Origin of the sequence: Massilia sp. Root335 (genome assembly GCF_001425685.1) — a bacterium.
GTDB classification, from domain to species: Bacteria; Pseudomonadota; Gammaproteobacteria; order Burkholderiales; family Burkholderiaceae_D; genus Telluria; species Telluria luteola.
The window spans coordinates 42,368-53,745 of record NZ_LMCY01000052.1 but is presented as its reverse complement, the minus strand read 5'-3'; the positions used below and the strand labels follow the sequence as shown (position 1 = coordinate 53,745).

Here is an 11,378-nt window from a genome sequence, read left to right as displayed (position 1 = left end):
ATCGTCTGAACATCAATGTGCGTGCAGTGTACGCACGGCCGCCTTGTAACGCTGCGCGATCGCATCCTGCGCCTTGTGGCGGCCGCCCTGCACCACCCAGTGGCCGCCGGCCAGCACGTCGCGTACGAGATTGTCGCTGCCGCTGAACAAAAAGCGGCCGAGCACTTCGTGCGGCGGCACCCCGTCCAGGTTCGGGTGCGCGCCGTCCAGCACGAGCAGGTCCGCGCGCCGGCCCGGTGCCAGCACGCCGAGACGGCGCCCGGCCGCCTGCGCGCCGCCCAGCAGCGCATGTTGCCACAAGAAGCTTGCGACGTCGCGCTCCTCGCCATGCACCGCGATATTGCGGCGCTGGTGCGCGAGGCGCTGGCCGTATTCGAGCCAGCGCAGTTCTTCGACGGGGCTCTGCGACACGTGGCTGTCGCTGCCGATGCCGAAGCGCCCGCCCGCCGCGATGTATGAATCAAAGGGGAACAGGCCGTCGCCCAGGTTCGCTTCCGTCGTCGGACACAGCCCCGCGACGGCGCCGCTGCCTGCCAACCGGTCGCGCTCCGCGTCCGACAGGTGCGTGGCATGCACGAGGCACCAGCGCGCGTCGACGTCCACTGCGTGCATCAGGTAGTCGACGGGACGCATGCCGGTGGCCTCCACGCACTGCGCCACTTCGAGCTGCTGCTCCGCGATGTGGATGTGCAGCGGCCGGTCGCCCGGCAGCGCCTGCGCCAGCTCGCGCAGCTGGCCGGCCGATACGGCGCGCAGCGAATGCGGCGCCGCGCCCACTTCCAGCTGCGGCCCGCGCAACGGGGCCAAGGCCTCGACGATGCGCAGCACCTGGGCGGGGTCCGTGCGAAAACGTTCCTGCTCCGGCTTGAGCGGCGTGTCGTTGAAGCCGGCATACGCGTACATCACGGGCAGCAGCGTCACGCCGATGCCCGATTCGTGCGCGGCCTGGGCGATGCGCTGCGCCGTCTCGGCCGGGTTGCCGTAGACATGGCCGCCCGGCGCCCGCTGCACGTAATGAAACTCGCAGACGGCCGTGTAGCCGTGGCGCAGGCATTCCGCGTACAACTGCGCGGCCACGGCTTCCATCTGCTCGGGCGTGATGCGGTTGGCGACGCGGTACATCAGGTCGCGCCACGTCCAGAAGCTGTCCGGACCGTCACCGGCACGTTCCGTCATGCCGCCGATCGCGCGCTGGAAAGCGTGGGAATGCAGGTTGATCATGCCCGGCAGGACGTAGTCGGCGCGCGCCACGCCGAGCGGCGGCGCGGCCTCCGGCGCGACCCGGGTCAGGTCGCCGCGCACGTCCCATTCGAGCAGCACGTCCCGGTGCCAGCCGCCGGCCAGCAAGGCGTGGCGCGCGAACAGGGCATTCATGCGTGTCCTCCCGCGCGGGCCCACGCGACGGCCGCCCCGATCAATTCGCGCAGCAGCGGCTGCACCCTGCCGGCGACGTCGGGCTGGTAGTCGAACGGCGGCGCTTCATCCATGTACAGGCATTGGCACATCTCGAGCTGGATCGCGTGCACGCCGGCAGCCGGGTCGCCATAGAAGCGCGTGATGTGGCCGCCCTTGAAGCGGCCGTTGAAGACGAAGGAAAAGCGGTCCTGCGATTCGGCCACGCGCATCATCTCGCCCTGCAGCTGCAACGAGCACGAGCGGCCGTCGGCCGTGCCGAAGTTCAGGTCGGGCAAACGGCCCTCGAAGAAGCGCGGGACGACGGACGCGATCGAATGCGCTTCCCACAGCACCACCTGGCCGTGCAGCGCGAGCAGCCGATCGAGTTCCGCGCGCAGCTGGCGGTGATACGGACGCCAGTACCGTTCCAGGCGCCGTTCGATGTCGGCGGCGTCCGGTTCCTGGCCGGGCAGGTACAGGCGCTCGCGCGCGAACGTGTCGACGGGACACAGACGCGTCGTGTCCTGGCCCGGGTACAAATTCGTGTCCTCGGGCGGCCGGTTCAGGTCGACGACGTAGCGCGACCAGCGCGCCGACAAGGTCGACGCGCCGAGGCTGCCGGCGAACGCGTACAGGTCGGGCAGGTGCCAGTCCGTGTCGGCCCGGACCAGCGCGCACGGCGCCATGCGCGCCGCGATGTCGTCGGGAATGTCGGTGCCGGCGTGCGGCATCGACAGCAGCAGCGGCACCGAACCCGCCTTGAACCTGAAATCCATCGTGACTCCGTAGTAGGGTGGGCACCCCGTGCCCACCATGCATTACCGCGACGCGCGTTCGGTGGGCACAGGCCGCCCACCCTGCCAGTTCGCCCTTAGTGCAGCGCGGCGAACAAATCCTTGCACGCGGCCGACAATTCGCCGTCCATCACCATCCGGCGCGCCGCCTCGATGTCCGGCGCGAAGAACCGGTCGGCGTCGAATGCCGGCACGTGCTCGCGCAATTTTGCGTGAACATGTTCCAGGTGGCTGGAGCTCGTCAGCGGGCGGTGGAATTCGATGCCCTGCGCGGCCGCCAGCAGCTCGATGCCGACGATGACACCCGTATTGTGCGCCATCTGGCCGAGACGGCGCGCCGCGAATGTCGCCATGCTGACGTGGTCTTCCTGGTTCGCGGACGTCGGCAGGCTGTCGACGCTGGCCGGATGCGCCAGCGACTTGTTTTCCGACGCCAGCGCGGCCGCCGTCACGTGCGCGATCATGAAGCCGGAATTGACGCCCGGCTCGCGCACGAGGAACGGCGGCAGGCCGGACAAGGTGGCGTCGATCAGCAGCGCGATGCGGCGCTCGGCCAGCGCGCCGATCTCGGCGATCGCCAGCGCCAGGATGTCGGCGGCGAAGGCGACCGGTTCCGCGTGGAAATTACCGCCGGAAATCACTTCCCCGGAATCCGGGAACACGAGCGGGTTGTCAGTCACCGCGTTCGATTCGATCAGCAGGGTGCGGCCGGCCTGGGCGATGAGGTCCATCACGGCGCCCATCACCTGCGGCTGGCAGCGCAGGCTGTACGGGTCCTGCACGCGCTCGTCGCCGACGAGGTGCGACGCGCGGATCGCGCTGCCCGCCACCAGCTGGCGATAAATCTTCGCCGCCGCGATCTGGCCCGGCTGGCCGCGCACTTCATGCACGCGGGGGTCGAACGGGGCGTCGCTGCCGCGCGCGGCGTCCAGCGACATGCTGCCTGCCACCATCGCCGCTTCCAGCAGGCGCTCGGCCAGGAACAGGCCGTGCAGCGCCAGCGCCGTCGACACCTGCGTCCCGTTGATCAGGGCCAGCCCCTCCTTCGCCGCCAGCACGACCGGTTCGATGCCGGCGGCCGCCAGCGCGGCGCGCGCATCCATGATCTCGCCGCGCATGCGCACCTCGCCCACGCCCAGCATCGCGAGCGTCATGTGCGCCAGCGGCGCGAGGTCGCCGGACGCGCCGACGGAACCCTGGCAGGGAATCGCGGGCATGATGCCGGCGTTGTACAGGGCGATCAGCGTGTCGACGATCAGCGTCCGCACGCCGGAATACCCGCGCGCCAGGCTGCCGATCTTGGTCAGCAGGATCAGGCGCACGACGTGGTCCGGCAGGTACTCTCCGGTGCCGACGGCATGCGACAGGATCAGGTTCTGCTGCAGCTGTTCGAGCTGCGCCTGCGGGATGTGGCGCTTGGCCAGGATGCCGAAGCCGGTGTTGATGCCGTAGGCCGGATCGCCCTTGGCGACGATGGCCTGCACGGTGGCGGCCGACGTCTCGATGGCGGCATACGCCTCCGGTGCGAGGGTCAGCGCGCCGGGCGTGCCCCAGGCCGCGCGCAGGTCGTCCAGGGACAATGCGCCCGGTTTCAGGATGAGGTGATGTGCTTGTGTCATGGTGTCGATATTCTGCATTACTTGATCATCGGGAGGCGCAGGCCGAAGCGCTTCGCCGTCTCGATCGCGAGTTCGTAGCCGGCATCCGCATGGCGCATCACGCCGGACGCGCAATCGTTGACGAGGACGCGGGCCAGGCGTTTATCGGCGGCCTCCGTGCCGTCCGCCACGATGACGACGCCGGCGTGCTGCGAATAGCCCATGCCGACGCCGCCACCGTGGTGCAGCGACACCCACGTCGCGCCGCCGGCCGTGTTCAGCATGGCGTTCAGCAGCGGCCAGTCGGACACGGCGTCGGTGCCGTCGCGCATGGCTTCCGTCTCGCGGTTCGGGCTCGCGACGGAGCCCGTGTCCAGGTGGTCGCGCCCGATCACGATCGGCGCCTTCAATTCGCCCGTGCGCACCATCTCGTTGAACGCGAGGCCGGCCAGGTGGCGCTCGCCGAGGCCCAGCCAGCAGATGCGCGCCGGCAGGCCCTGGAACGCGATGCGGTCGCGCGCCATGTCGAGCCAGCGGTGCACGCGCGCGTGCTGCGGGAACAGCTCCTTGATCTTCGCGTCGGTCTTATAGATGTCTTCCGGGTCGCCGGACAGCGCGACCCAGCGGAACGGGCCGCGGCCCTCGCAGAACTGCGGGCGGATGTAGGCGGGCACGAAGCCGGGGAAGTCGAAGGCGTTTTTCACACCCTGGTCGAACGCGACCTGGCGGATGTTGTTGCCGTAGTCGACGGCATGCGCGCCGAGCGCCTTGAAGTCGAGGATCGCCTGCACGTGGACGGCGCACGATTCCGCCGCCGCCTGTTTCAATGCCGCGTGCTGTCCCGGGTCGCGCTGTGCGGCCTGCCACTGTTCGATGGTCCAGCCGCGCGGCAGGTAGCCGTGGATCAGGTCGTGGGCCGACGTCTGGTCGGTGACGACGTCGGGCACGAGGCCGCCTTCCCTGGCACGGCGCACCAGCTCCGGCAACACGTCGGCCGCGTTGCCCAGCAGGCCGATGGAAACGGCTTCCTTGCGTTCCATATGCGTCTTGATCATCGCCAGCGCGTCGTCGATGTCCCTGGCCTGCTTGTCGAGGTAGCGGGTGCGCAGGCGGAAGTCGATGCTGCTCTGCTGGCACTCCACGTTCAGCGACACGGCACCGGCGAACGTCGCGGCCAGCGGCTGCGCGCCGCCCATGCCGCCCAGGCCCGCGGTCAGTATCCAGCGTCCCGCCATGTCACCGCCGAAGTGCTGGCGGCCCGCTTCGGCAAACGTCTCGTAGGTGCCCTGCACGATGCCCTGGGTGCCGATATAGATCCAGCTGCCGGCCGTCATCTGGCCGTACATGAACAGGCCTTTGCGGTCGAGCTCATTGAAATGCTCCCACGTCGCCCATTTCGGCACGAGGTTCGAGTTCGCGAGCAGCACGCGCGGCGCGTCGGGATGGGTCTGGAACACGCCGACCGGCTTGCCGGACTGGATCAGGAGGGTCTGGTCGTCGTCCAGCTCGCGCAGCGACGCGAGGATCTGGTCGTAGCACGCCCAGTCGCGCGCGGCGCGGCCGATGCCGCCGTAGACGACGAGGCCTTGCGGGTTTTCCGCCACCTCGGCATCCAGGTTGTTCTGCAGCATGCGGTAGGCCGCCTCGGTCAGCCAGTTCTTGCACGTGAGTTCGCTGCCGCGCGGGGCGCGGATGACGCGGGTGGGATCGAAACGCGGGTCGCCGGTGGGAGAGACTGTGGTCATGTTGGACTCCTCGAAAAGGATGCGCGGGAATAGCGGAGCACATCGGCGCCGCCCGCATTCCAGAAAGTCTAAGTTGTCTATACAACTACGTCAACCTATTCCGCGTGGGCGGCTCACTTTTTCTGCCAGACCTGGCGCCCGCCGACCCACGTTTGCAGTACGCCGATCTTGTGGATGTCATAGGGCGAAATCTTGAACATGTCGCGGTCGACGACGATGAAATCCGCGTACTTGCCGATTTCGAGCGAGCCTAGCGTTTTTTCCTGATGCCCGGCGTACGCCGCGTCGAGCGTGAAGCAGCGGAACGCTTCCTTGAGGGACATCTCCTGCTCGGGATACCAGCCGGCGATCGGATTGCCGGCAGCGTCCTGGCGCGTGACGGCCGCGTGGATGCCGAAGAACGGGTTCGGCGCTTCGACCGGGAAATCCGAACCGCACGCGATGCGCGAGCCCTGCTGCAGGAACGTGCGCCACGCGTACGCGCCCTTGATGCGCTCGGGGCCGATGCGCTGCTCGGCCATGTTCTTGTCGGACGTCGCGTGCATCGGCTGCATCGACGGGATGATGCCGATGCTCTTGAAGCGCGGGATGTCGGCTGGCGTGACGACCTGGGCGTGCTCGATGCGGTGGCGCAGTGCTTCTCCGTGATTGGCCGGGATCTCCTTGGCGAACGTGTCGAGGATCTGGCGGTTGCCGGCGTCGCCGATCGCGTGCACGTTGACCTGGTAGCCCTTCTTCATCGCCTTGGCGATCATCGCGTCGATTTCGCCGTTCGAGTGGAACAGCAGGCCGTGCGAATGCGGGTCGTCCGTGTACGGCGCCAGCAGCGCGGCGCCGCGGCTGCCCAGCGCGCCGTCGGCATACAGCTTCACGGCGCGCAGCGCGTACATGTCGTGGCCGTACGTGTTGAGCGGGCCGTTGTTCGACAGCTGGTCGAAGTCCGCGCCGGTGCCGCCAATCATGGCGTAGATGCGCGCCGTCAGCTTGCCGTGGTCGGCGTAATCGCGATACAAGCGGTCCTGGCCCACGCCGATGCCGGCGTCGTGCGCGCTCGTGAGGCCGACGCTGGCCATCTTTTCCAGCGCGCGGTCGAGCATCGTGCGGGCTTCCTGCTCCGTCGGCTGCGGCAGCACCTTCTCGATCAGCCCCTGCGCGGCGTCGACGAGCACGCCCGTCGCGTGGCCGGCGGCGTCGCGCACGATCTTTCCGCCGGCCGGATCAGGCGTCCGGTCCGTGATGCCGGCCAGCGCCAGCGCGCGCCCGTTGGCCCAGCCGGCGTGGCCGTCGACGCGTTCCAGCCACACCGGGCGGTCGGCGACGGCGCCATCGAGCTCCTGCGCCGTCGGGAAGCGGCCCAGCTTCCAGTTTTCCTGGTTCCAGCCGCGTCCGCGCACCCAGGCGCGATCGGCGTTGGCGCGCGCGTACGCGCCGATCGCGGCCAGCGCCTGCGGCAGCGACGTGGTCGCCGACAGGTCGAGCTGGGTCAGCATCTCGCCCAGGCCGAACACGTGGCCGTGGGCGTCGATGAGGCCCGGCAGGACGGTGCGGCCGGCCATGTCGACGTGCTTCGCCCGAGTGGCCCCGGTTGCTGTTTTTGCCGCCACGTCGCCCGCCGAGCCGACGGCGAGGATGCGGCCGGCGTCGTCGAACGCGAGCGACGCGAACTGGACGACGTCGCCCTTCGCGTCCAGCGTGTAGCCGTTGGCGTTGTCGATGACGGTGGTGGCGTGGGCCGTGGCGGCGGTGAGGGCCAGGGCGATCAGGGTGTGCCTCGTTTGCTTGTGGCGCAGGCGCATCGCGGTCTCCGTTCGATGGTGGATGAACCGGGGTACGGTTCAACAGCAAGAAACAGAGTGTATAGAATTTTACATTCTGGTCAATCGCCGGGCCGGCGTTCGATCGCAAGAACCGGAGGGTGCGGCGCGGCGCGCGATGGTCCAATCGTGGCTCAACCAATGGAGACCACGATGCTCACCCTGTACGATTACCTGCCATCCCAGAACGCCTGGAAAGTCCGCCTGCTGCTGAACCACCTCGACATGCCCTACCGCACGGAGATCGTGCGCATCTTCGAAGGCGAAGGCCAGCGCCCCGGATTCCTGGCCGTGAGCCCGACCGGCGCGGTGCCGGCGCTGCGCCTCGCGGACGGCCGCACGCTGGCCGAATCGAACGCCATCCTGACGTATCTGGCGCACGGCACGCCATATTCTCCGGCCGATCCGTTCGGCCAGGCGAAGGTGCAGCAATGGCTGTCGTTCGAGCAGGACCACGTGGCGTCGATCGCCACCTTGCGCCACTGGACGCTGACGGGCAAGCTGGCGCGGCGCGCACCGGCGCTGGTCGAACGCCTGCGCCGCGTCGCGCACAAGGCGCTGGCGATCCTCGAGCGCGAGCTGGCGGAACGCCCGTTCATCGCGGGCGACACGTACACGATCGCCGACATGTCGCTGTTCGCCTACGTCCACCGGGCCGACGAAGCCGCACTGGCGCTGGCCGACCATCCGCATGTCGTCCGCTGGATCGCCCGGGTGCGCGCGCAGCCGGGCTTCCTGGGCACCGTGTACCCCTACTCGATCGACCCGTTTTCGGGCGGCGACCTCCCCTGAACGCGCGCGTTCATTCGAACTGGATGCGCGTGATGTAATAAGGCGAATACGCGGTGCCCTGGCCCTGCCAGATGATGGCGTCGATGGTCTTGCCGGCCGCGTTGATGTCCTTGAGCGGCACCTCGACGACGGCCCAGGTCTTCGCCTTGGGCTGGATGACGTAGTCGGCGTCGATCGCCTTGCCGTCCGCCATGGCCTTGACCATCAGGGTCTGGCCGCCGTCCTTGCCGCCGTTGATGACGAAGGTCAGCTTGCTGTACCCCTCGGTGGAAAACGCATCATGGTGCAGCGCGAGGGCGCTCCATGGATCGCCCTCGACGCGGATCGGCTTGCCGTTGCCGATGGGGACCGCCAACTGCGTCCTGGCCCAGCTCCAGTTCTGGAAACCGTTCTTCAACTCGTCATCGTAGGCGACGAGGGGTTGCGGCAGGTTCCCGGCCCGGGCCAGGCTCCCGCCGGCCACGCCGGCCGCGCCGAGGGCGGCCAGGAACAGGCGACGCGATACGCTCATGCTTGTCTCCGTTGGAATCGTTTTTATGCCTGCGGCAACGCAGGTATGTCGATGTTACGACCGAAACATATGCATGCCTGGCGCCTGGTAAAAATTATGCGCCGCCTGGCAAATTTCATAACGTCGGGGTCAGAGCCCGGTTTTTGGAAAGTTCCTCACGCCCCTGGCCCGGACACTGTTGCACGGTTGATCTTGCTCACCCACGCCGCGGGACGATTTTGTATCCTCTCGCCTTCCGCCGCCTCCTGTTTTCGCCATGCCACGTCCGCGCCGCCTCGTCCTGCCGTCGGTTCCGCTCCATGTCATCCAACGGGGCAACAACAGGCTTCCGTGTTTCACCTGCCGGAGCGACTATCTCGTCTATCTCGACATGTTGCGTGAATGCGCATACGACTGTGGCTGTGCCCTGCACGCCTACGTACTGATGACCAACCACACTCATTTACTTTTCTCTCCGGATGATGAGCATGGCGCGAGCGTACTGATGCAGCGCCTGGGCCAGCGTTACGTGCAATACTTCAACCGTCGTCACACACGTACGGGAACCTTGTGGGAAGGCCGCTTTCGCTCTTGCCTCGTGCTCGACGAGCAATACTTTCTGGCATGCCAGCGCTACATCGAGCTGAATCCCGTCCGCGCGCAGATGGTGGACGAGCCGGAGCACTACCCCTGGTCCAGTTACCGGATCAATGCGTTCGGACAGGACAGCTCCCTGATCAAACCGCATCTTGCTTATCTACGTCTGCATCACGAAACGATCCCGCGCCAGGCTGCATACCGCCAGCTATGCGGGGAAGCGTTGCCCGATCAACTCCTCGCAGAAATCAGGGACGCCAGCAATGGCAACCGTTCTCTCGGCATCGAAGAAGCGAGAGCCACGGTGCTTGATGATGCGGTAGCACAATTTCCAAAAACCGGGCTCTGACCCCGGTTCTGGCGCCGGTATCAGGCGGCGTCGTGGAAGATGATGCCGAGGGTATGCCGATGGCCGCTGCGCACGCGGCTGACGCCGTGCCGCATGTTGACCCGGTAGATGCCGCGCGTGCCGTTGACGGGGCGCGTGTGCACGGGGAAGACGACGGCGTCGCCCTGCCCCAGCGGCACCACCTCGGCGCGCGACTGCATGCGCGGACGCTGCTCCGTCAGGACGAATTCGCCGCCGCTGAAATCGACCCCGGGGCGCGCCAGCAGCACGGCCACCTGCAGCGGGAACACGTGGTCGCCGTACAGGTCCTGGTGCAGGCAGTTGTAGTCGCCCGGGCCGTATTGCAGCAGCAGGGGCGTCGGCCGCAGCTGGCCCGCCGCGTGGCAGCGCGCCAGGTAGTCGGCGTGCGCGTCCGGATAGCGTTCGTCCAGCCCGAGCGCGGCCTGCCAGCGGTTGGCGATGCGCGCCAGCGGCGGATACAGCGCCGTGCGCAGGCTTGCCAGGCCAGGCGGCAGCGGATACGCGTAGTAGCGGTACTCGCCGCGTCCGAAGCCGTGGCGCTCCATCACGACGCGGCTGCGGAAGCGCGCGTCGTCCGTGTAACCGGCCGCATAGGCCGCGCACTGGTCGGGGTCCAGCAGCGCCGGCAGCACGGCGCATCCGAACGCATCGAGGTCGGCGCCGGCGCGGTCCCAGTCGATGGCCGTCATGCCTCGGCCTCGCGCTGGAGCAGCGCCTGCTTGCGCTCGACGCCCCAGCGGTAGCCGGAGATCGAGCCGTCGTTGCGCACGACGCGGTGGCAGGGAATCGCCACCGCCACCGGATTGGCGGCGCAGGCCCCGGCGATGGCGCGCGCGCCCCGCGGCATGCCCAGGCGCGCGGCCAGTTCGGCATAACCTACCGTCTGCCCGGCCGGGATCTGGCGCAGCGCCTGCCAGACGCGCTGCTGGAACGCGGTGCCGCGCACGTCGAGCGGCAGGTCGAGGCCGAGGCGCGGCGCTTCGACGAACGCGACGACCTGGGCCACCGTGCGCTCGAAGCCGGGTTCGGCGCCGATCAGGTCGGCCTTCGGGAAGCGGTCCTGCAGGTCGCGCACGAGCGCGTCCGGATCGTCGCCCAGCAGGATGCAGCAGATGCCCTTGTCGGTGGCCGCCACGAGCAGCGCGCCCAGCGAGCACTGCGCCACGGCGAAGCGGATGGCCTCGCCGCCGCCGCCCGCGCGATAGCGCCTGGGCGTCATGCCCAGCATGCCGGACGATGCGGCATAAAAGCGGCCGCTGGAATTGAAGCCGGCGTCGTAGGCGGCCGCGGTGACGCTGCCTGCCTGCGCGAGTCCCTGCTTGAGGCGCTCGGCGCGCCGCGCCGCCGCATAGGCCTTGGGCGTGATTCCCGTATGGGCCTTGAAGATGCGGTGGAAGTGGAAGCGGCTCATGCCGCAGGCCTCGGCCAGGCTGGCGAGATCCGGTTCTTCCTCGGCGGCCTCGATCAGGCGGCAGGCCCTGGCCACGGCGTCGGCCTGGCGTTCGGCCAGCGGCGGCGCGTCCGGACGGCAGCGCAGGCAGGCGCGGAAACCCGCCGCCTCGGCGTCGCCCGGCGTCGCGTGGAAGGCCACGTTGGCGCGGCGCGGCGTGCGCGACGGGCACGAGGGCCGGCAGTACACCCCGGTGCTGCGCACGGAATAATAAAACTGGCCGTCGGCGTCGCGCGCGCGGGCGACGACGGCCGCCCAGCGCTCGTCGTCGGTGACGTAGGCGGCGGGTGTGGCCGCGGATTGGCGGATGGTGGCGGTGTTCATCTCGTTCTC

The 11,378-nt window shown here is 68.5% G+C and carries 10 protein-coding genes; 2 read left to right on the top strand and 8 right to left on the bottom strand.

From position 1 onward, the window contains the following. Positions 1-12: 12 nt before the first annotated feature. The 5 genes from ASC93_RS26840 to ASC93_RS26820 all read right to left on the bottom strand — a co-directional run bounded on the left by ASC93_RS26840 (position 13) and on the right by ASC93_RS26820 (position 7,328). Positions 13-1,374 (bottom strand): formimidoylglutamate deiminase, encoded by a 1,362-nt coding sequence (locus ASC93_RS26840; RefSeq protein ID WP_056449983.1) that lies wholly within the window; start codon positions 1,372-1,374, stop codon positions 13-15. Next, positions 1,371-2,171, bottom strand: coding sequence for an N-formylglutamate deformylase (hutG, locus tag ASC93_RS26835; RefSeq protein ID WP_056449981.1), 801 nt, complete (start codon positions 2,169-2,171; stop codon positions 1,371-1,373). Before hutG ends, ASC93_RS26840 begins: the two co-directional genes overlap by 4 nt. Before the next feature lie 95 nt (positions 2,172-2,266). Further along, the gene (gene hutH, locus ASC93_RS26830; protein ID WP_056450165.1) at positions 2,267-3,817 is read right to left on the bottom strand and encodes a histidine ammonia-lyase; all 1,551 of its coding nucleotides are present in this window, start codon (positions 3,815-3,817) and stop codon (positions 2,267-2,269) included. An 8-nt stretch (positions 3,818-3,825) separates the two neighbouring features. After that, on the bottom strand, positions 3,826-5,532 hold the full coding sequence (hutU, locus tag ASC93_RS26825) for a urocanate hydratase (protein WP_056449979.1): 1,707 nt from the start codon (positions 5,530-5,532) through the stop codon (positions 3,826-3,828). Between the two features lie 113 nt (positions 5,533-5,645). After that, entirely contained in the window at positions 5,646-7,328 is a 1,683-nt protein-coding gene (locus tag ASC93_RS26820; protein WP_056449977.1) for an amidohydrolase, read from the bottom strand. 171 nt (positions 7,329-7,499) lie between these two features. Here ASC93_RS26820 and ASC93_RS26815 point away from each other — a divergent pair, with 171 nt between their 5' ends. Then, a complete protein-coding gene (locus ASC93_RS26815; protein WP_056449975.1) occupies positions 7,500-8,138 on the top strand; it encodes a glutathione S-transferase family protein in 639 nt (212 codons plus the stop codon). A 10-nt stretch (positions 8,139-8,148) separates the two neighbouring features. Here ASC93_RS26815 and ASC93_RS26810 read toward each other — a convergent pair whose 3' ends face one another. Beyond that, positions 8,149-8,649, bottom strand: a complete 501-nt coding sequence (locus ASC93_RS26810) for a hypothetical protein (protein ID WP_056449973.1) — start codon at positions 8,647-8,649, stop codon at positions 8,149-8,151. Between the two features lie 256 nt (positions 8,650-8,905). On the opposite strand from ASC93_RS26810, the gene ASC93_RS26805 reads away from it, so the two are divergent. Further along, the gene (locus ASC93_RS26805) at positions 8,906-9,574 is read left to right on the top strand and encodes a transposase (RefSeq protein WP_056449970.1); all 669 of its coding nucleotides are present in this window, start codon (positions 8,906-8,908) and stop codon (positions 9,572-9,574) included. A gap of 20 nt (positions 9,575-9,594) precedes the next feature. On the opposite strand, the gene ASC93_RS26800 is transcribed toward ASC93_RS26805, so the two are convergent. Together ASC93_RS26800 and ada are read right to left on the bottom strand one after the other, a co-directional pair. Further along, a complete protein-coding gene (locus ASC93_RS26800) occupies positions 9,595-10,284 on the bottom strand; it encodes a 2OG-Fe(II) oxygenase (RefSeq protein WP_056449968.1) in 690 nt (229 codons plus the stop codon). Continuing rightward, a complete protein-coding gene (ada, locus tag ASC93_RS26795) occupies positions 10,281-11,369 on the bottom strand; it encodes a bifunctional DNA-binding transcriptional regulator/O6-methylguanine-DNA methyltransferase Ada (protein ID WP_056449966.1) in 1,089 nt (362 codons plus the stop codon). The genes ASC93_RS26800 and ada overlap by 4 nt, the downstream gene beginning before the upstream one ends. Positions 11,370-11,378: the final 9 nt, after the last annotated feature.

Bases quoted from the DNA above. Each gene is read 5' to 3' on its own strand.
- ASC93_RS26840 (WP_056449983.1), bottom strand. From the start codon at position 1,374: ATGAATGCCCTGTTCGCGCGCCACGCCTTGCTGGCCGGCGGCTGGCAC.
- hutG (WP_056449981.1), bottom strand. From the start codon at position 2,171: ATGGATTTCAGGTTCAAGGCGGGTTCGGTGCCGCTGCTGCTGTCGATG.
- hutU (WP_056449979.1), bottom strand. From the start codon at position 5,532: ATGACCACAGTCTCTCCCACCGGCGACCCGCGTTTCGATCCCACCCGC.
- ASC93_RS26820 (WP_056449977.1), bottom strand. From the start codon at position 7,328: ATGCGCCTGCGCCACAAGCAAACGAGGCACACCCTGATCGCCCTGGCC.
- ASC93_RS26815 (WP_056449975.1), top strand. From the start codon at position 7,500: ATGCTCACCCTGTACGATTACCTGCCATCCCAGAACGCCTGGAAAGTC.
- ASC93_RS26810 (WP_056449973.1), bottom strand. From the start codon at position 8,649: ATGAGCGTATCGCGTCGCCTGTTCCTGGCCGCCCTCGGCGCGGCCGGC.
- ASC93_RS26805 (WP_056449970.1), top strand. From the start codon at position 8,906: ATGCCACGTCCGCGCCGCCTCGTCCTGCCGTCGGTTCCGCTCCATGTC.
- ASC93_RS26800 (WP_056449968.1), bottom strand. From the start codon at position 10,284: ATGACGGCCATCGACTGGGACCGCGCCGGCGCCGACCTCGATGCGTTC.
- ada (WP_056449966.1), bottom strand. From the start codon at position 11,369: ATGAACACCGCCACCATCCGCCAATCCGCGGCCACACCCGCCGCCTAC.